This is a genomic window from Streptomyces cupreus (assembly GCF_014257025.1).
Classification (GTDB): domain Bacteria; phylum Actinomycetota; class Actinomycetes; order Streptomycetales; family Streptomycetaceae; genus Streptomyces; species Streptomyces cupreus.
In genome coordinates, this window is record NZ_JACMSF010000017.1 from 17348 (window position 1) to 36440 (window position 19093).

Consider the following 19093-nt stretch of genomic DNA (forward strand, 5'->3'; position numbering starts at 1 on the left):
ACGTATTGTCCCGCCGTAGGCGCCCGGAAGCACCCCGGCGTGCGCCTACGCTGGGGCCCATGCCCACGCTGATCCTGGTCCGGCACGGACGTTCCACCGCCAACACCGAGGGGCTGCTCGCCGGCTGGACGCCCGGCGTCGCCCTCGACGAACGCGGCGCCGCGCAGGCCGCCGCCCTGCCCGGACGCCTCGCCGAACTGCCGATCTCCGAGGTCGTCACCAGCCCCCTCCAGCGCTGCGAGGAGACGATCCGGCCGCTCCTCGACGCCCGGCCCGGCCTGCACGCACACACCGACGAACGGATCGGGGAGTGCCACTACGGCGACTGGTCCGGCCGCAAGCTCGCCGAGCTCAAGGACGAGCCTCTGATGGAGGTCGTCCAGGCGCATCCGTCGGCGGCCGCCTTCCCGGGCGGCGAGTCGATGCGGGCGATGCAGACGCGCGCCGCCGAGGCCGTACGCGAGTGGAACGCGCGCGTGGAGCGCGACCACGGCGCCGACGCCGTGTATCTCATGTGCTCGCACGGCGACATCATCAAGTCCCTTGTCGCGGACGCACTCGGACTTCATCTCGACCTCTTCCAGCGGATCGCCGTCGAACCGTGTTCCATCACCGCGATCCGCTACACACGGCTCAGGCCGTTTCTCCTCCGCCTCGGTGACACCGGTGACTTCGCGTCGCTGGCGCCGCGCGAGGAACCGCCGGCCGGCGACGCCCCGGTCGGGGGCGGTGCGGGCGCACCGTGATCGTCCGGCGCAGTAGGGTGAAGCGGTCGCGGTAGCGGCCCCGATCACGAGTCCGATCACGATTCCCATGGAGACAGGACGTGTCCCGTCAGGTGTTCCTCTACGACCCGCCGGAGCGTTTCGTGGCCGGCACGGTCGGACTGCCCGGACGCCGTACGTTCTTCCTCCAGGCCTCCGCCGGCTCCCGGGTGACCAGCGTGGCCCTGGAGAAGACACAGGTGGCGGCGCTCGCCGAGCGCATGGACGAACTGCTGGACGAGGTCGTACGGCGCAGTGGCGGCAGCGCCGCCGTGCCGGCCATGGCGCCCACCGAGGTCGCCGACACCGCCCCCCTCGACACCCCGATCGAGGAGGAGTTCCGGGTCGGCACCATGGCGCTCGCCTGGGACGGCGAGGAACAGCGCATGATCGTCGAGGCGCAGGCGCTGGTCGAGCTGGAGGCGGACTCGGAGGAGGACCTCGCCGAGGCCGAGGAGCGACTGCTCCAGGACGAGGAGAACGGCCCCCCGATGCTGCGGGTCCGGCTCACCGGCGCGCAGGCCCGGGCCTTCGCCAAGCGCGCCCTGGACGTCGTCAACGCCGGGCGGCCGCCGTGCCCGCTGTGCAGCCTGCCCCTGGACCCGGAGGGACACGTATGTCCGCGCCAGAACGGATACCGCCGCGGAGCGTGACCCCGCTGGACCTGCTCACCGAGGGCGAGCTGACCGTCCGCGGCCGTATCCGCGAGGCCTCCAACGCGGCCCTGTTCTGCACCGTCGTGCACGAGGGCCAGGAGGCGTCCTGCGTCTACAAGCCGATCGCCGGTGAGCGCCCGCTGTGGGACTTCCCCGACGGCACCCTCGCCGAGCGCGAGGTCGCCGCGTACGCGGTGTCGGAGACGACCGGCTGGGGGCTCGTACCGCCCACTGTGCTGCGCGACGGGCCCTACGGCGAGGGCATGTGCCAACTGTGGATCGACGTCGTGCCCGGCGCCGAGCTGCTCTCGCTGGTGGACCGGGAGGAGCCGGAGGCGGGCTGGAAGGCCATCGGTTTCGCCGAGGTCGGCGAGGGACGCACCGCCCTGCTGGTGCACGCCGACGACGAACGGCTGCGACGGCTCGCCGTCCTGGACGCCGTGATCAACAACGCCGACCGCAAGGGCGGCCATCTGCTGCCCGCCGCCGAGGAGCGGCTCTACGGCATCGACCACGGGGTCACCTTCAACGTCGAGAACAAACTGCGCACCCTGCTGTGGGGCTGGGCGGGCGAGGCCCTGACCGGAGAGGCGGTCGAGGCGCTCAAGGGCCTGAAGGAGGCACTGGGGCCGGACGGGACGCTGACGGCCACCCTCACCTCCCTGATCACCGCGGCGGAGATCGACGCCACACGCGCGCGTGTCGAGGCGATGCTCACCTCCGGCATCCACCCCGAACCGAGCGGGGAGTGGCCCGCGATCCCCTGGCCACCCGTCTGACGGCACAAGGGCCGCAGACGCGCAAGAGCGCCTTCCCGGCCATCCGGCTCGGTCCGGTTCGTATATGGAACCGCGGTCCGGTTACGCTCATGACATGTATGCCTGGCCCGCTTCTGAGGTCCCCGCCCTGCCCGGCAAGGGCCGCGACCTCCGGATCCACGACACCGCGACCGGTGGACTCATCACCCTTGAGCCCGGTCCCGTCGCCCGTCTCTACGTCTGCGGCATCACCCCGTACGACGCGACCCACCTGGGACACGCGGCGACCTACAACGCGTTCGACCTCGTGCAGCGCGTGTGGCTCGACACCAAGCGGCAGGTCCACTACGTCCAGAACGTCACCGACGTCGACGATCCGCTGCTGGAGCGGGCCGAGCGCGACGGCATCGACTGGGTGGCCCTCGCCGAGAAGGAGACCTCCCTCTTCCGCGAGGACATGACCGCCCTGCGCATGCTGCCCCCGAAGCACTACATCGGCGCGGTCGAGGCGATACCCGGCATCGTGCCGCTCGTCGAACGGCTGCGGGACGCGGGCGCCGCCTACGAACTCGAAGGCGACATCTACTTCTCCGTCGAGGCCGACCCCCACTTCGGCCAGGTCTCGAACCTCGACGCGGCCGCCATGCGGCTGCTGTCCGCCGAGCGCGGCGGCGACCCGGACCGCCCCGGCAAGAAGAACCCGCTCGACCCGATGCTGTGGATGGCCGCCCGCGCGGGCGAGCCGAGCTGGGACGGCGCCTCCCTCGGCCGGGGCCGCCCCGGCTGGCACATCGAGTGCGTGGCCATCGCCCTCGACCACCTCGGCATGGGCTTCGACGTCCAGGGCGGCGGCTCCGACCTCGCCTTCCCGCACCACGAGATGGGCGCCTCGCACGCCCAGGTGCTGACCGGCGAGTTCCCGATGGCCAAGGCCTACGTCCACGCCGGCATGGTCGCCCTGCACGGCGAGAAGATGTCCAAGTCCAAGGGCAACCTGGTCTTCGTCTCCGCGCTGCGCCGCGACGGCGTCGACCCGGCAGCCATCCGGCTCGCGCTCCTCGCCCACCACTACCGGGCCGACTGGGAGTGGACCGACCAGGTGCTCCAGGACGCCGTGGCCCGCGTCGGCCGCTGGCGCGCGGCCGTGTCCCGGCCCGACGGCCCGCCCGCCGAGGCGCTCGTGGAGGAGATCCGCGAGGCCCTCGCGAACGACCTCGACGCCCCGGCCGCGCTCGCCGCGGTCGACCGCTGGGCGGCGCTCCAGGAGGAGCGGGGCGGCACGGACGAGGGCGCCCCCGGCGTCGTGTCGCGTGCCGTGGACGCGCTGCTCGGCGTCGCGCTGTAGGACAAGGAAGAGGGCGCTTCCCCGCACCGGGGAAGCGCCCTCGGTCATTTCAGGTGCCTGTCACAGGCGCTGGATCCGCACGCTGCGCAGGACGTTCGGCGACTGCGTGTCCCAGATGCCGACGACCTGGTGGCCGAACGCGAAGGCCTGCTGGATCTGCTGGTGGACTTGCGGGTTCGGGTTGTTGAGGACCCGGAACTGGTTGTTGATGCGCAGGAAGATCTGGTGCGGCTGCCCCTGGAGCGGGTGGACGATGTCGATGAAGCCGTTCGCCACACCGGACGCCAGGGCCTGCGCCTGCACCTGCTGGACCAGCTGCTGTACGGCGGCAAGCGCGACCTGCTGCAACTGCTGCTGCACCTGCTGCTCGGCCTGCTGAGCCTGTTGGTCCTGCTGAGGCGTCATCTGCTGCAACAGCTGCTGGTACGGCTGCTGCTGGCCGAGCTGCTGGAGCTGCTCCAGGGAGCCGCCGCCCATGCCGCCGCCCATGCCGCCGCCCATGCCGCCGAACGACTGCTGCTGATACGGCGAGGTGCTCGGGTACTGCTGTGCCGGTTGACCCATCTGCGGGGTGGTGCTCATGCGGGTGCCACCTTCCCTTGCTGTCATGGGTTTCACTCGTGGGCTGTTCGTCAGCCGGTGATCACCAGGCCGACGATCTCGTCGTCCGAGAACCACACCCGGACGTCGGGCCGTCCCCCTGCGAAGGCGGTGTGCACCGCCTGGCGGATCTCGGTGGACGGGTTGTTCAGGTTCCGCCAGCCGCCGGCCACGAAGAGCCGGAGCCTCGGCGGGAGTTCACGCGGGTACGGCAGCAGTTCGTCCCAGTACCTCTCGGCCTGGCCCGAGCCGACCGCGTGAGGCAGCAGATGTGTGACCGCCGCCTTGATGTCGGGCCGGCCGCCGATCCGCTGCGAGGCCGGCCGGCCCGGCGCGTCCTGCTGCGGCGAACCGCTCGCCCGCAGCACCGCGCGGGCACGCTCGGGGGACATCGGGCTCTGGTCGGCCGCCTTGAGTATGCCCTGCAGCGCGGCCAGCGCCCCCACCACCACCGGAGCGGCGGCGGACGTCCCCGAGAACGTGTCGGTGTACCAGGCGATCTCCTCGGGCCCGCCCTGCAGATCGCCGGGCCGGTCCCAGAAGCCGCCGGTGGTCGTGACCTCGCGCCCCCAGCCCTGCGCGTCCACGCGCGAGCCGTAGTTGGAGAACGCCAGCCTCGACCGGTCCGGGCCGTGATCCCGGCCGTGCGTGCCGGGCGGCGGAGCGCCCGCGCCGACCAGGACGGCACCGGAGGACTGGTTGGACGGATTGAACGGGTTGCGCCACCCCTGCGGGAACTCGTCCGGGCGGCGCTCGTAGACCGCGTCGTCGAGCGACTCCGCGCCGTTGCCCGCGGCGGCCACCACGAGCACGCCCTTGGCGGTGGCGTGGCGGACGGCCGCGAAGTCGTCCGGCCACCACTCCAGGGCGATGTAGCCGCGCTGGTCGTCGCGCTCGGCGTACTCGAACCGCGGCCCCGGCCGCTGGAGTTCGACCAGCACGATGTCACCGGGACCGAGCCGCTCCGCCGCCGCGTGGATCGCGGCCGCGGTGCCGACCCCCTGGAAGGACGCGGCGGCGGTCACCGCGTCGGGCACGGCGCCCTGGACGCCGTACTGGCCCCGGTCGCCGCCGATCACGCCGATCACGGCGGTGCCGTGGTTGCGCCAGGCGAGTTCGTCGACCGGGGTGCTGACGACCACCCCGGCGAGCCTGGCGGCCAGATCCTCGTGGCCGAGCTGCCAGGCGCCCTCTACATCGATCACCGTCACGCCCTGTCCCGTCCCGCCGGGCCGCTGCCAGGCCCAGTGGGCGTCGATGCCCTCGGGCGCCGGCCGCAGATAGCCCTGGCGGCTGCTGAAGTCGGGGGTGACGGTCGCGCCTTCCTTGAGACGGCGGTTCTCCTCGCTCTCCTGGAGGGTGGCGGGCACGGCGCCCGGTTTCACATACGCCGTGTCGATGCCCGGCAGCGCGGCAATCCGCGAGCGCAGCTCCGCCGCGCGGCTCTCCCCGCCGCGCACCCGGTAGAACAGCGCGAGGTCGTTCTCCGTGCCCGCGGACGGGGACTGCTGCAGACGCTCCTCGCCGCCGAACAGCGGTTCCAGGGCGAGCTGTTCGTCGTCGAGGAACATGTTCAGCGCCGACACATCGGCGCCCGCCGCCGACCGTACGCCGTCCGCCCGCGCCCGCAGCCGGGCCTCCGGCCGGGCGACGACGATGAGTTCCTGCTCCGCTCCCCGATAGGTGAATCCCGCTCCGTCGGGTCCCGGTCCGGACGCCCCCGGGCCCTGCGCCGGCTGTACCTGCTCGGTCATCGGGTACCGCTCCCTTCGGTCCGCGCGGGTGTCGCCTTCGGGGGACAACCAAGCACTCGGGCGGCGGCCCGTCCAGACTGTTTTCGTCAACTTGGTTTGAAAACAAGTTGAATTGGGAAACCTGTGCAATCCGTCTTGAAACCGATGTCACGTCATAAACCGGCCAGATACTGTCGAGACGCTGTCGAACGACTGTTGGGTGCTGTGATGCGCGCAGCCCTTGTGATGGGGTGGAGCGGTAGTTGACCGCTGGACCGGCCAACTGCCGGTCCCCCTCGCGGAAGGGCTCCCCGTGGCTCCCACTCACGGTTCCTTCGCACCTCATCTCACCCGCCGCGGACTGCTGACCGTCGGCGCGGTGGCGACCGGTGCCGCGCTCGTCGGCGCGCCCGCACAGGCCGCCGCCGGGCTCACCGTCATCCCCCTGCCGAACGGCTTCCGTCCGGAGGGCATCACGATCGGCGGCGGCCCGTACGCCTACCTCGGCTCCCTCGGTGACGGCTCCATCTACCGCGTCGACCTGCGCACCGGATCGGGCTCCATCGTCTCGGCCGGACCCGGCACGCCCTCGGTCGGGCTCAAACTCGACGACCGGGGACGGCTGTTCGTCGCCGGGCGCGGCCAGGGCGCCCGGGTCGTGGACGCCCACAGCGGCGAGATCCTCGCCTCGTACGTCCTCAGCACCACCACCCCCACCTTCGCCAACGATGTGTTCCTGACCCCGCGCGCGGCCTGGTTCACCGACTCCTACCAGCCGGTCCTCTACGTCCTCCCGCTCGGCCGGCACGGCCGACTGCCGGGAGCGGACGAGGTCGTACGGATCCCCCTCGGCGGCGCCTGGAGCCAGGTGCCCGGCGAGGTCGTGAACGCCAACGGCATCACCCGCACCCCCGACGGCTCGGCCCTGCTCGTCGTGCAGTCCGGGGTCGGCGCCCTGCACCGGGTGAATCCGCGCACCGGCGTCACCGAACTCGTCGACCTCGGCGACGCGGCACCCCTCACCAACGGCGACGGTCTGCTGCTGAGCGGGCGGACGCTGTACGTCGTACAGAACCGGCAGAACGCCATCGACGTCTTCTCGCTGGCCGCCGACGGCCGCAGCGGAGTCCTCAGGCGCCGGATCACCGACCCCGCCTTCGATGTGCCGACGACGGTGGCCGCGTACCAGGGCAGGCTCTACCTGCCCAACGCGCGGTTCACCACCACGCCGACGCCCGAGACGACGTACGCCGTCGTCTCCGTGCCGAACTGACGCAGAAGTGACGGCAAGGGGCGGTGCGCGACCGCGCACCGCCCCTTGCTCACGACCTCAGTCCTCCGACGACTCGTCGTCCTCGGGACCCGCCTTGGGCGGCTTCGGCGGGCGGGTACGACCGCTGGGGTTGTCCCGCAGATAGGTGCCGTCGCCGCCGTCCGTCGCATGCCCGCCGGCCGACGGGCCGCCGTCGCGGCGCCGCAGATACCGTTCGAACTCGCGGGCGATGGCCTCGCCCGACGCCTCCGGCAGCTCCGCGGTGTCCCGGGCCTCCTCCAGCGTCTGCACGTACTCGGCGACCTCGCTGTCCTCGGCGGCCAGCTGGTCCACCCCCACCTGCCAGGCGCGCGCGTCCTCGGGCAGCTCGCCCAGCGGGATGCGCACGTCGATCAGGTCCTCAAGACGGTTCAGCAGCGCCAGCGTCGCCTTCGGGTTGGGCGGCTGCGACACATAGTGCGGTACGGCCGCCCAGAGGCTGACGGCCGGCACGCCCGCGTGCGTGCACGCCTCCTGAAGGACGCCGACGATGCCCGTGGGGCCCTCGTACTTGGTCTCCTCCAGGTCCATCCGGCGGGCCAGATCCGGGTCCGACGTGGTCCCGCTGATCGGGACCGGACGCGTGTGCGGGGTGTCACCGAGCAGGGCGCCCAGGACGACCACCAGCTCCACGCCCAGTTCGTGCGCGAAGCCCAGCAGCTCGTTGCAGAACGAGCGCCAGCGCATGGACGGCTCGATACCCCGGACGAGCACGAGATCACGCGGCTTCTCGCCGCCGACCCGGACCACGGAAAGCCTGGTCGTCGGCCAGGTGATCTTCCGCACTCCCGCGTCCATCCACACCGTGGGGCGGTTGACCTGGAAGTCGTAGTAGTCCTCGGCGTCCAGCGCCGCGAACACCTCGCCCTTCCACTCCCTGTCCAGATGCGCGACCGCGGTGGAGGCGGCGTCGCCGGCATCGTTCCAGCCCTCGAACGCGGCCACCATGACTGGGTCGATCAGCTCGGGAACTCCCTCCAGCTCGATCACCCAGCGCCTCCTTCCGACGTGCCCTCGCCTGACGAACCAACCTTACGGCGTGCGGCGGGGGCGCCCGCAGCCCCCTTGCACGGGGGAGTGAACGGATCACTGCCCCGATCGCCACCTCGGAACACCCCCGGTTCGGTGGTCCTCACAGCGTGGAGCGCAGCCACTGCTCCACGCTCGCGATGTGCACCGTCGCCCAGGAGCGGGCCGCCTCCGCGTCCCGGTCGCGCAGGGCGCCGAGGATCGCGCGGTGCTCGTGCAGGGTGCGGCTGACCGCGTCCTCCTGGGTGAGACCGCGCCAGATCCGGGCCCGGGTGGTGGGCCCCGACAGGCCGTCGAGCAGGGAGCACAGCACCGAGTTGCCGGAGGCGCGCACGATGGCCCGATGGAACTCCAGATCGCAGGCGACGAGTTCCTCCACCGAGGGTGACGCGCCGAGCTTGTCCAACTGTCCGGCCAGCTCGTCCAGTTGCCGCCCGCTGATGTGGGCCGTCGCCATCGCGGTCGCGGCCGGCTCCAGGATGCGCCGTACGGCCAGGAACTCCAGCACGGTGTCGTCGCGGTGGAAGTCGACCACGAAGCTCATGGCCTCCAGCAGCAGTTGGGGATCGAGGCTGGTCACATAGGTGCCGTCGCCCTGCCGTACGTCCAGGATCCGGATCAGCGACAGGGCGCGGACCGCCTCGCGCAGGGAGTTGCGGGAAAGGCCCAGTTCGGCGGCGAGTTCGCTCTCCTTGGGGAGCCGGTCGCCGGGGCGCAGCGCACCGGAGACGATCATGCCCTTGATCTTCTCGATCGCCTCGTCGGTGACTGCCATACCGGCCTCCAGTGCGCTCAGACATCCGATGTCTCAGCCACATTATGGGGGCACGCAGGACGGGGGCACGCACGGAAAGGGGCGGCTCCGTCGGCGGGGAGCCGCCCCTTCCTGTCGGGACCGGGACCTACTTCTTGTCGAGCAGGTCCTGGACCTTGGCCCGCACGTCGTCCGTGGCCAGGCCGCGGATCGTCAGCGTCGTACGGCGGCGCAGGACGTCGTCCGCCGTCTCAGCCCACTCGTTGTCGCGGGCGTAGACGACCTGGGCCCAGATCTCCGGGGCGTCGGGGTGGACGCGCTCGGCGAGCTCGGGGTTGTCGTTGGCCAGCCGGGCGATGTCGAAGGCCAGCGAACCGTAGTGCGTGGCCAGGTGCCTGGCGGTGTCGGCGCCCATGCGCGGGCCCGGCGCCGGACGGTCCACCAGGAGGCGGTGGGCGACCGCGCGCGGGTTGGCGACACCCGGCAGCGGGAGCTTCTTCGGCAGCGAGCTGATCGGCTCGAAGTCCTCGCCCAGCGGGTGGCCCGGCAGGGCCTCGAGCTTCTTCATGATCGTACGGCCGATGTGCCGGAAGGTCGTCCACTTGCCGCCCGCGACCGACAGCATGCCGCCGCTGCCTTCGGTGACGACCGTCTCGCGCTTGGCCTTCGCGGTGTCGCCGGGACCGCCCGGCAGCACGCGCAGACCGGCGAAGGAGTACGTGATCAGATCCCGGGACAGCTGCTGGTCGCGGATGGAGAACGCGGCCTCGTCCAGGATCTGGGTTATGTCCTTGTCGTTGACGGACACATCCGCCGGGTCGCCCTCGAACTCCTCGTCCGTGGTGCCGAGCAGGAGCATGTCCTCCCACGGCAGGGCGAAGGTGATGCGGTACTTGTCGATCGGGGTGGCGAGCGCCGCCTTCCAGGGCGAGGTCCGCTTCAGGACCAGATGCGCGCCCTTCGACAGCCGGATCGACGGCGCGGCATTGGGGTCCTCCATCTTGCGCAGGTGGTCCACCCAGGGGCCGGTCGCGTTCAGCACCAGGCGGGCGGTGACGCCGAACTCGTCGCCCGACACACGGTCGCGCAGCTCGGCGCCGGTGACCCGGCCCTTGGTGAAGCGCAGCCCGGTGACCTCGGCGTGGTTGAGGACGGCCGCGCCCGCCTCGACGGCCGCGCGGACCGTCATCAGCGCCATCCGGGCGTCGTTCATCTGGTCGTCGCCGTACACGGCCACGGCCTTGAGGTTCTCGGTGCGCAGCTCGGGCACGTCCTGCGCCGCCTTGGCGGGGGACAGCAGGTGGCCGACGCCGTCACCGAACGCGGAGAGCGCGGAGTAGGCGAAGACACCCGCGCCGAGCTTCGCCGCGCCGTGCGGCCCGCCCTTGTACACGGGGAGGTAGAAGGTGAGCGGGTTCGCCAGGTGGGGGGCCACCTGGCGGGAGACCGCACGGCGCTCGAAGTGGTTCTCCGCCACCAGCTTCACCGCGCCGGTCTGCAGGTAGCGCAGACCGCCGTGGAGCAGCTTGGAGGAGGCGGAGGAGGTGGCGCCGGCGAAGTCGCCGGCGTCGACCAGTGCCACCCTGAGGCCGGACTGCGCGGCGTGCCAGGCGGTGGAGATGCCCAGGATGCCGCCGCCGATCACGAGAAGGTCGAACGACGCCTTGGAGAGCTGCTCCCGGGTCTCGGCGCGGCTCGGGTTGGAGCCGGAGGCCGGGCGCGTCCCGAGGGCAGGCACGGACTGCAGGGTGGACTGACTGGTCATTTCGGGTTGTTACTCCTCATCAGAGCGATGTGGCTGAGCTCGCCGGGGAGCTCGCTGCCGAACTCCCCCGCGCGCTCTGGTCAGCTTTCGTCGTCGTCGATCCAGCCCATGGTCCGGTCGACGGCCTTGAGCCAGTTCTTGTACTCGCGGTCGCGGGTGTCCGCGTCCATGTGGGGGGTCCACTCGGCGGCCCGGCGCCAGTTGGCGCGCAGTTCGTCGGTGCTGGACCAGAAGCCGACGGCGAGGCCGGCGGCGTAGGCGGCGCCGAGGCAGGTGGTCTCGGCGACCATCGGGCGCACCACCGGTGCGTCCAGGACGTCCGAGAGCGTCTGCATCAGCAGGTTGTTGGAGGTCATGCCGCCGTCGACCTTCAGGGCCACCAGCTCGTCGCCGGAGTCCTTCACCATGGCGTCGGCGATCTCCCGGGTCTGCCAGGCGGTCGCCTCCAGGACGGCGCGCGCGAGGTGCGCCTTGGTGACGTACCGGGTCAGGCCGGCGATCACACCACGGGCGTCGGAGCGCCAGTGCGGGGCGAACAGGCCGGAGAAGGCCGGCACGAAGTAGGCGCCGCCGTTGTCCTCGACCGAGAGCGCGAGCGTCTCGATCTCGGCCGCGGTGGAGATCAGGCCCATCTGGTCGCGCATCCACTGCACCAGGGAGCCGGTGACGGCGATCGAGCCCTCCAGCGCGTAGACCGTCGGCTGGTCGCCGATCTTGTAGCCGACCGTGGTCAGCAGGCCCGCGTAGGAGTTGATGATCTTGTCACCGGTGTTCATCACCATGAAGGTGCCGGTGCCGTAGGTGGACTTGGTCTCGCCCTCGGAGAAGCAGGTCTGGCCGAACAGGGCCGCCTGCTGGTCACCGAGCGCGGAGGCGACCGGGATGCCGCCGAGCAGGTCGCCCAGCTTGCCGCCGGTGACCTCGCCGTAGACCTCGGCGGAGGAGCGGATCTCCGGCAGGATCGTCAGCGGGACGCCGATGGACTCGGCGATCTTCTCGTCCCACTCCATGGTGTGGAGGTTCATCAGCATGGTGCGGGAGGCGTTGGTGACATCGGTGACGTGCTTGCCGCCGTTGACACCGCCGGTCAGGTTCCAGATGACCCAGGTGTCCATGGTGCCGAAGAGGATGTCGCCGGCCTCGGCGCGCTCCCGCAGGCCCTCGACGTTGTCGAGCAGCCAGCGGGCCTTCGGACCGGAGAAGTAGGACGCGAGCGGCAGGCCCGTCTCGCGGCGGAAGCGGTCCTGGCCGACGTTGCGGCCGAGCTCCTTGCAGAGCGAGTCGGTGCGGGTGTCCTGCCAGACAAGGGCGTTGTGGACGGGCTCACCGGTGTTCTTGTCCCACAGCACGGTGGTCTCGCGCTGGTTGGTGATGCCGATGGCCTTGATGTCGTCACGGGTGATGCCGGCCTTCTGGATGGCTCCGGCGACGACCTCCTGGACGTTGGTCCAGATCTCGGTGGCGTTGTGCTCGACCCAGCCCGGCTTGGGGAAGATCTGCTCGTGCTCCTTCTGGTCGACGGAGACGATACGGCCGTCGCGGTCGAAGACGATGCAGCGGGACGAGGTGGTGCCCTGGTCGATCGCGGCGATGAAGGGGCCGGCGGTGTGGGCGTCGGTCACTGTGTGCTCCTGGAGGTCCGTGGTTATGGGGCTGTACGTACGGCGCGCGCCATGCGGCTCGACACGGTGCTGACTAAACGAAAGCGACGTTGTAGACGCCGGCGGCGATGGCCGCGCCGATCAGCGGACCGACCACCGGGACCCAGGCGTAGCCCCAGTCGGAGCCGCCCTTGTTGGGCAGGGGGAGAAGGGCGTGCACGATACGCGGACCGAGGTCACGGGCCGGGTTGATCGCGTAGCCCGTCGGGCCGCCGAGCGAGAGGCCGATGCCGACGACGACGAGCGCGGTGATCATGGCGCCGAGGGTGCCGAGCCCCTTGCCGCCGTCGTTCAGGCCCTGGGTGAGCACCGCGATGACCAGCACGAAGGTGCCGATGATCTCCGTGGCCAGGTTCTGGACGGCGTTTCTGATCTCGGGGCCGGTGGAGAAGACGCCGAGCACGGGGCCGGCGGCGGCCTCACGGGCCTCCACGGCCTTGGTGGCCTCCGCACCCGGACCGCCGACAATCTCCTTGTCGGTGAGGTGGGCGTGGAACTGGCCGTAGTAGGCGACCCAGACCAGTGCGGCACCGATCATGGCGCCGAGCACCTGTCCGCCCCAGTAGATCGGGACATCGCTCCAGTCGATGCCGTTCTTCTTGAGGGCGAGCGAAAGGGTCACGGCCGGGTTCAGATGGGCGCCCGAGAGAGGGGCCGAGGTGTAGACCGCCGTGAGAACGGCGAAGCCCCATCCGAACGTGATGGCGAGCCATCCGGCGTTGCGGGCCTTGGAGGCCTTGAGTACGACGGCCGCGACCACGCCGCCGCCGAGCAGGATGAGTATGGCGGTACCGATGGTCTCGCCGATGAAGATGTCGGAGCTGGACACCCGCGACTCCTTTGTCCTTCGTCCAGGGGAAGCCGAACCCCGGGTCCCACCGGTGGTTCGCGCCCTCGGGGTGAGAGCTGTACCGGCCCTTGGCGTTGCCACACTCTAGCGCGTATTGCCGGTAGGTGTTCGACAATGCCGACCGATGGACGGGAGTCTTGCTTCCGCGTTACGTGTGCGTCAAGGGTTCTGTTATCGAAAGCGCGATCGTTATTGATCGACGTGTGTTATAGATCTGCGGCAGAGATGCGTACCGGATCATCCCTGTTTGTCCGTATCAGGGTATGGCGAAGCCCGGAACGCCGTCCGGCGTTCCGGTGATCATCCGCTGCTTGTCAGAAGCGCCCGGCGCCCAGATCCCGCGACACCGCGCGGGCACAGTCCCGTACCGCCGCGATGACTTCGGGGCGTACCTCGCCGTCCTGGCACAGCCGTTCCACGGCGCCCGCGACCCCTACCGCGCCGACCGGCATCCGCCGTCGGTCATGGATGGGGGCGGCGAGCGAGGCGACGCCTTCCCAGGTCTCCTCCACGTCGGCCGCGTAGCCACGCGCGCGCGTGATGTCGAGGATGTGCTCGAAGCTCTCCAGCTCGGACACGGTCCGGTCGGTGAAGGCCTTGCGGTCGGCCTCCATGGCCTCGCTGTGCGCCACCGGGTCGTACGCCGACAGCACCTTGCCCAGGGCCGTGGAGTGCAGCGGCTGCATGGCCCCGATCTCCAGCACCTGCCGGCTGTCGTCGGGCCGGAAGACGTGGTGGACGATCAGCACGCCCTGCTGGTGCAGGACGCCCAGATAGACGCTCTCGCCGCTGGAGCGGGCCAGATCGTCGGTCCATACCAGGGCGCGCGCCCGCAGCTCGTGCACGTCCAGATAGGTCGTGCCCAGGCGCAGCAGCTCCGCGCCCAGCTGGTAGCGACCGGAGGCGTCGTCCTGCTCGACGAACCCCTCCTGTTGGAGAGTGCGCAGGATGCCGTGCGCGGTGCCCTTGGCGAGCCCCAGCGAGGAGGCGATGTCCGACAGGCCGAGCCGACGCTCGCCCCCCGCGAGAAGCCGCAGCATCGCGGCCGCCCGTTCGAGCGACTGGATGTTCCGTGCCATCGCCGTCCTGCCCTCCGTCCCCATCGACCGTCGAACTCGACGATGTCGCTGCCGTTGTTCGGCAATGTCGAACACTACCGGTCCATGCCGACCAATAGCCAATGGTCGGCAGCGATCTGTTGCGTCACTCGTCTCCCGTAGGTGACCTGCCCGTCATCCTCGTCCGTCCCGTGGACGCTCTGACCATCAGGTCCCGGTCCCGGCTACGCTGGCGGCGTGCGCCCACCGCGGAGCAGACCGCAAGGGCGCAAAGCCGACAGCCGTCGCACCTCAGGGAGCCCTTACATGGCCTCGTTGCCACAGACCCCTTCCGCCGACAGCCGGACCCGTGTGTCCGCGCTCCGCGAGGCACTCGCCACCCGGGTGGTGGTGGCCGACGGAGCCATGGGCACCATGCTCCAGGCCCAGGACCCCACCCTTGAGGACTTCGAGAACCTCGAGGGCTGCAACGAGATCCTGAACCTGACCCGGCCCGACATCGTCCGCTCCGTCCACGACGCGTACTTCGCGGTGGGCGTCGACTGCGTCGAGACCAACACCTTCGGAGCCAACCACACGGCCGCGGCGGAGTACGAGATCGCCGACCGCGTGCACGAGCTGTCCGAGGCCGGCGCCCGGCTCGCCCGCGAGGTCGCCGACGAGTACGCCGCCCGGGACGGCCGTACCCGCTGGGTGCTCGGCTCGGTCGGCCCCGGCACCAAGCTGCCCACCCTCGGCCACGTCGGCTACACCACGATCCGCGACGGCTACCAGGCCAACGCTGAGGGCCTGCTGGCCGGCGGCGCCGACGCCCTGATCGTCGAGACCACCCAGGACCTCCTGCAGACCAAGGCCTCCGTGCTGGGCGCCCGCCGCGCCATGGAGGCGTCCGGCGTCGAGGTGCCCCTGCTGGTCTCCATGGCCTTCGAGACCACCGGCACCATGCTGCTCGGCTCCGAGATCGGCGCCGCGCTCACCGCGCTTGAGCCGCTCGGCATCGACATGATCGGCCTGAACTGCTCCACCGGCCCCGCCGAGATGAGCGAGCACCTGCGCTACCTCACCCGGCACTCCCGCATCCCGCTGCTGTGCATGCCGAACGCGGGACTGCCGATCCTCACCAAGGACGGCGCCCACTTCCCGCTCGGCCCCGAGGGCCTGGCCGACGCCCAGGAGAACTTTGTCCTGGACTACGGCCTCAGCCTCATCGGCGGCTGCTGCGGCACCACGCCCGAGCATCTGCGCCAGGTCGTCGAGCGAGCCCGCGCCCTCACCCCCGGCGAGCGCGATCCGCGCCCCGAGCCGGGCGCCGCCTCGCTCTACCAGACGGTCCCGTTCCGTCAGGACACCTCCTACCTCGCGATCGGCGAGCGGACGAACGCCAACGGCTCCAAGAAGTTCCGCGAGGCCATGCTGGAGGCCCGCTGGGACGACTGTGTGGAGATGGTCCGCGAGCAGATCCGCGAGGGCGCGCACATGCTCGACCTGTGCGTCGACTACGTCGGCCGGGACGGCGTCGCCGACATGGAGGAACTGGCCGGCCGCTTCGCCACCGCCTCCACCCTGCCGATCGTCCTGGACTCCACCGAGGTCGACGTCATCAAGGCAGGCCTGGAGAAGCTGGGCGGCCGCGCGGTCATCAACTCCGTCAACTACGAGGACGGCGACGGCCCCGAGTCCCGCTTCGCGAAGGTCACCCAGCTCGCCCGCGAGCACGGCGCCGCGCTGATCGCGCTGACCATCGACGAAGAGGGCCAGGCCCGCACCCCCGAGAAGAAGGTCGAGATCGCCGAGCGGCTGATCGAGGACCTGACGACCAACTGGGGCGTCCACGAGTCGGACATCCTCATCGACGCCCTGACCTTCACCATCTGTACGGGGCAGGAGGAGTCCCGCAAGGACGGCATCGCCACCATCGAGGCGATCCGCGAGCTCAAGCGCCGCCACCCGGACGTACAGACCACCCTCGGCCTGTCGAACATCTCCTTCGGCCTGAACCCGGCCGCCCGCATCCTGCTCAACTCCGTCTTCCTCGACGAGTGCGTCAAGGCGGGCCTGGACTCGGCGATCGTGCACGCCTCGAAGATCCTGCCGATCGCCCGCTTCACCGAGGAGGAGGTGCAGACGGCTCTCGACCTCATCTACGACCGTCGCGCCGAGGGCTACGACCCGCTCCAGAAGCTGATGGCCCTGTTCGAGGGCGCCACCGCCAAGTCCCTGAAGGCCGGCAAGGCCGAGGAACTGGCCGCGCTGCCGCTGGAGGAGCGCCTCAAGCGCCGCATCATCGACGGCGAGCGCAACGGCCTGGAGGCCGACCTCGACGAGGCCCTGCAGACCCGCAAGGCCCTCGACATCGTCAACGAGACCCTGCTCGACGGCATGAAGGTCGTCGGTGAGCTCTTCGGCTCCGGTCAGATGCAGCTGCCGTTCGTGCTCCAGTCCGCCGAGGTCATGAAGGCCGCCGTCGCCCATCTCGAACCGCACATGGAGAAGTCCGACGCCGAGGGCAAGGGCACCATCGTGCTGGCCACCGTCCGCGGCGACGTGCACGACATCGGCAAGAACCTCGTCGACATCATCCTGTCCAACAACGGCTACCACGTCGTCAACCTCGGCATCAAGCAGCCGGTCTCCGCGATCCTGGACGCCGCCGAGGAGCACAAGGCCGATGTCATCGGCATGTCCGGGCTCCTGGTCAAGTCCACGGTGATCATGAAGGAGAACCTGGAGGAGCTCAACCAGCGCGGCATGGCGGCGGATTACCCCGTCATCCTCGGCGGCGCCGCCCTCACAAGGGCGTACGTCGAGCAGGACCTGCACGAGCTGTACGAGGGCGAAGTCCGTTACGCCCGCGACGCGTTCGAGGGCCTGCGCCTCATGGACGCCCTCATCGGCGTCAAGCGGGGCGTGCCGGGCGCGCAGCTGCCCGAGCTCAAGCAGCGCAGGGTCAGGGCCACCGCCCAGGCGGCGGTCGAGGAGGCTCTGGCATCAGCGGCCGGCGCCGCGGGCTCGGAGGGGCACGTCCGCTCCGACGTCGCCACCGACAACCCCGTGCCCACCCCGCCCTTCTGGGACACCCGCGTCATCAAGGGCATCCAGCTCAAGGAGTACGCGTCCTGGCTGGACGAGGGCGCCCTGTTCAAGGGCCAGTGGGGCCTCAAGCAGGCCCGCACCGGCGAGGGTCCGACCTACGAGGAGCTCGTCGACACCGAGGGCCGCCCCCGGCTGCGCGGCCTGCTGGACAGGCTCCAGACCGAGAACCTCCTCGAAGCGGCCGTCGTCTACGGCTACTTCCCTTGTGTGTCCAAGGACGACGACCTGATCATCCTTGACGACCAGGGCAACGAGCGCACCCGCTTCACCTTCCCCCGCCAGCGCCGCGGCCGCCGGTTGTGCCTGGCCGACTTCTTCCGCCCGGAGGAGTCGGGGGAGACCGACGTCGTCGGCCTCCAGGTCGTCACCGTCGGCTCCCGCATCGGCGAGGAGACGGCCAAGCTCTTCGCGTCCAACTCCTACCGCGACTACCTCGAACTGCACGGCCTGTCCGTGCAGTTGGCCGAGGCGCTCGCCGAGTACTGGCACGCGCGCGTCCGTTCGGAGCTGGGCTTCGCCGGTGAGGACCCCAGCGACATCGAGGACATGTTCGCCCTGAAGTACCGGGGCGCCCGCTTCTCGCTCGGCTACGGCGCCTGCCCCGACCTGGAGGACCGCGCCAAGATCGCCGAACTGCTCCGGCCGGAGCGCATCGGCGTCCAGCTGTCCGAGGAGTTCCAACTGCACCCCGAGCAGTCCACGGACGCCATCGTGATCCACCACCCGGAGGCGAAGTACTTCAACGCACGATGAGGCTTTGAGGCACGCCCCTTGAGGCACGCCGAAGCGCCCCTCGACCGTGACTCCGGTGTGCCCCGGGCCACGTCGGTTAAACAAGGCATCACAGCGACGCACGACGTACACTGGTCGGTCCACTGCAGGCCGGTTCCCCATGTGGGAACCGGCCTGATCGTCCCTCAAGGAGGTGCGCCCGGATGACCAGCACGGTCCCCGCGCCAGTAACCCGTACGGCGGAAGGCTCAGCACTCCAGGCCGTACTCCTCGACATGGACGGCACCCTCGTGGACACCGAGGGGTTCTGGTGGGACGTCGAGGTCGAGATCTTCGCGGGCCTCGGCCATGTCCTCGACGACTCCTGGCGCCATGTCGTGGTCGGCGGTCCCATGAGCCGCAGCGCGGGGTTCCTGATCGAGGCCACCGGTGCCGACATCACCCTCGCCGAACTCACGGTGCTCCTCAACCAGGGCTTCGAGGAGCGCATCGCACGCGCCTTGCCGCTGATGCCGGGTGCCGGCCGGCTGCTGGCCGAACTGGCCGCGCACGAGATCCCCACGGCCCTGGTCTCGGCCTCGCACCGGCGCATCATCGACCGCGTCCTCACCTCGCTCGGCCCCCAGTACTTCGCGCTGACGGTGGCCGGTGACGAGGTGCCGCGCACCAAGCCGCACCCCGACCCGTATCTGGCCGCCGCGGCCGGTCTCGGTGTGGATCCGGCCAGATGCGCGGTCGTCGAGGACACCGCGACCGGTGTCGCGGCGGCGGAGGCGGCCGGCTGCCACGTGGTGGCGGTGCCCTCGGTCGCCCCCATCACCCCGGACCGGCGGCGTACCGTCGTCGGCTCGCTCGAAGAGGTGGACCTGGCATTTCTGCGGGGTTTGATGACGGAAATGCGCTAGCCGTTCACCGAGCGTGCAACCGCGATACAAGGAAATTCCAATGGGCTCGGCGCGCAGCGAGAACAGCCCTGCGGATCA

Annotated in this window: 15 protein-coding genes; 7 read left to right on the plus strand and 8 right to left on the minus strand. The window is 70.5% G+C overall.

Translation table 11 applies throughout. From position 1 onward, the window contains the following. Window positions 1-59 precede the first annotated feature (59 nt). From H4N64_RS17580 to mshC, 4 genes are all read left to right on the plus strand, one after another. The gene (locus H4N64_RS17580) at window positions 60-746 is read left to right on the plus strand and encodes a histidine phosphatase family protein (protein ID WP_186283287.1); all 687 of its coding nucleotides are present in this window, start codon (window positions 60-62) and stop codon (window positions 744-746) included. 80 nt (window positions 747-826) lie between these two features. Then, the gene (locus H4N64_RS17585) at window positions 827-1417 is read left to right on the plus strand and encodes a DUF3090 domain-containing protein (protein ID WP_186283288.1); all 591 of its coding nucleotides are present in this window, start codon (window positions 827-829) and stop codon (window positions 1415-1417) included. Continuing rightward, window positions 1381-2199 carry an SCO1664 family protein gene (locus H4N64_RS17590; protein WP_186283289.1) on the plus strand — a complete coding sequence of 273 codons (819 nt, stop codon included), beginning with the start codon at window positions 1381-1383 and terminating at the stop codon, window positions 2197-2199. The genes H4N64_RS17585 and H4N64_RS17590 overlap by 37 nt, the downstream gene beginning before the upstream one ends. A gap of 94 nt (window positions 2200-2293) precedes the next feature. Further along, window positions 2294-3523, plus strand: coding sequence for a cysteine--1-D-myo-inosityl 2-amino-2-deoxy-alpha-D-glucopyranoside ligase (gene mshC, locus H4N64_RS17595; RefSeq protein ID WP_186283290.1), 1230 nt, complete (start codon window positions 2294-2296; stop codon window positions 3521-3523). A 60-nt stretch (window positions 3524-3583) separates the two neighbouring features. Here mshC and H4N64_RS17600 read toward each other — a convergent pair whose 3' ends face one another. Next, window positions 3584-4105, minus strand: coding sequence for a hypothetical protein (locus tag H4N64_RS17600; RefSeq protein ID WP_186283291.1), 522 nt, complete (start codon window positions 4103-4105; stop codon window positions 3584-3586). A 50-nt stretch (window positions 4106-4155) separates the two neighbouring features. Then, complete coding sequence (locus H4N64_RS17605) at window positions 4156-5877, minus strand: S8 family peptidase (protein WP_186283292.1); 1722 nt, start codon at window positions 5875-5877, stop codon at window positions 4156-4158. A 292-nt stretch (window positions 5878-6169) separates the two neighbouring features. Here H4N64_RS17605 and H4N64_RS17610 point away from each other — a divergent pair, with 292 nt between their 5' ends. Beyond that, on the plus strand, window positions 6170-7129 hold the full coding sequence (locus H4N64_RS17610) for an SMP-30/gluconolactonase/LRE family protein (RefSeq protein WP_186283293.1): 960 nt from the start codon (window positions 6170-6172) through the stop codon (window positions 7127-7129). Window positions 7130-7186: 57 nt separating this feature from the next. Here H4N64_RS17610 and H4N64_RS17615 read toward each other — a convergent pair whose 3' ends face one another. The 6 genes from H4N64_RS17615 to H4N64_RS17640 all read right to left on the minus strand — a co-directional run bounded on the left by H4N64_RS17615 (window position 7187) and on the right by H4N64_RS17640 (window position 14306). After that, on the minus strand, window positions 7187-8158 hold the full coding sequence (locus H4N64_RS17615; protein ID WP_186283294.1) for a PAC2 family protein: 972 nt from the start codon (window positions 8156-8158) through the stop codon (window positions 7187-7189). A gap of 142 nt (window positions 8159-8300) precedes the next feature. Further along, the gene (locus H4N64_RS17620; RefSeq protein WP_186283295.1) at window positions 8301-8972 is read right to left on the minus strand and encodes a FadR/GntR family transcriptional regulator; all 672 of its coding nucleotides are present in this window, start codon (window positions 8970-8972) and stop codon (window positions 8301-8303) included. Between the two features lie 127 nt (window positions 8973-9099). Next, window positions 9100-10716, minus strand: coding sequence for a glycerol-3-phosphate dehydrogenase/oxidase (locus H4N64_RS17625; RefSeq protein WP_186283296.1), 1617 nt, complete (start codon window positions 10714-10716; stop codon window positions 9100-9102). An 80-nt stretch (window positions 10717-10796) separates the two neighbouring features. Next, window positions 10797-12338 (minus strand): glycerol kinase GlpK, encoded by a 1542-nt coding sequence (gene glpK / locus H4N64_RS17630; RefSeq protein WP_186283297.1) that lies wholly within the window; start codon window positions 12336-12338, stop codon window positions 10797-10799. A gap of 73 nt (window positions 12339-12411) precedes the next feature. After that, window positions 12412-13206: an aquaporin gene (locus H4N64_RS17635; RefSeq protein ID WP_186283298.1), complete on the minus strand. Its 795-nt coding sequence runs from the start codon at window positions 13204-13206 to the stop codon at window positions 12412-12414. Window positions 13207-13541: 335 nt separating this feature from the next. Beyond that, on the minus strand, window positions 13542-14306 hold the full coding sequence (locus H4N64_RS17640) for an IclR family transcriptional regulator (RefSeq protein ID WP_186283299.1): 765 nt from the start codon (window positions 14304-14306) through the stop codon (window positions 13542-13544). A gap of 285 nt (window positions 14307-14591) precedes the next feature. Between H4N64_RS17640 and metH the strand changes: the two genes are divergently transcribed. Beyond that, a complete protein-coding gene (metH, locus tag H4N64_RS17645) occupies window positions 14592-18131 on the plus strand; it encodes a methionine synthase (RefSeq protein WP_186283300.1) in 3540 nt (1179 codons plus the stop codon). 182 nt (window positions 18132-18313) lie between these two features. Further along, the gene (locus H4N64_RS17650; protein ID WP_186283301.1) at window positions 18314-19015 is read left to right on the plus strand and encodes an HAD family hydrolase; all 702 of its coding nucleotides are present in this window, start codon (window positions 18314-18316) and stop codon (window positions 19013-19015) included. The last annotated feature ends 78 nt before the right edge of the window (window positions 19016-19093 follow it).

Bases quoted from the DNA above. Each gene is read 5' to 3' on its own strand.
- H4N64_RS17580 (WP_186283287.1), top strand. From the start codon at position 60: ATGCCCACGCTGATCCTGGTCCGGCACGGACGTTCCACCGCCAACACC.
- H4N64_RS17625 (WP_186283296.1), bottom strand. From the start codon at position 10,716: ATGACCAGTCAGTCCACCCTGCAGTCCGTGCCTGCCCTCGGGACGCGC.
- H4N64_RS17650 (WP_186283301.1), top strand. From the start codon at position 18,314: ATGACCAGCACGGTCCCCGCGCCAGTAACCCGTACGGCGGAAGGCTCA.
- mshC (WP_186283290.1), top strand. From the start codon at position 2,294: ATGTATGCCTGGCCCGCTTCTGAGGTCCCCGCCCTGCCCGGCAAGGGC.
- H4N64_RS17620 (WP_186283295.1), bottom strand. From the start codon at position 8,972: ATGGCAGTCACCGACGAGGCGATCGAGAAGATCAAGGGCATGATCGTC.
- H4N64_RS17640 (WP_186283299.1), bottom strand. From the start codon at position 14,306: ATGGCACGGAACATCCAGTCGCTCGAACGGGCGGCCGCGATGCTGCGG.
- metH (WP_186283300.1), top strand. From the start codon at position 14,592: ATGGCCTCGTTGCCACAGACCCCTTCCGCCGACAGCCGGACCCGTGTG.
- H4N64_RS17600 (WP_186283291.1), bottom strand. From the start codon at position 4,105: ATGAGCACCACCCCGCAGATGGGTCAACCGGCACAGCAGTACCCGAGC.
- H4N64_RS17590 (WP_186283289.1), top strand. From the start codon at position 1,381: ATGTCCGCGCCAGAACGGATACCGCCGCGGAGCGTGACCCCGCTGGAC.
- H4N64_RS17605 (WP_186283292.1), bottom strand. From the start codon at position 5,877: ATGACCGAGCAGGTACAGCCGGCGCAGGGCCCGGGGGCGTCCGGACCG.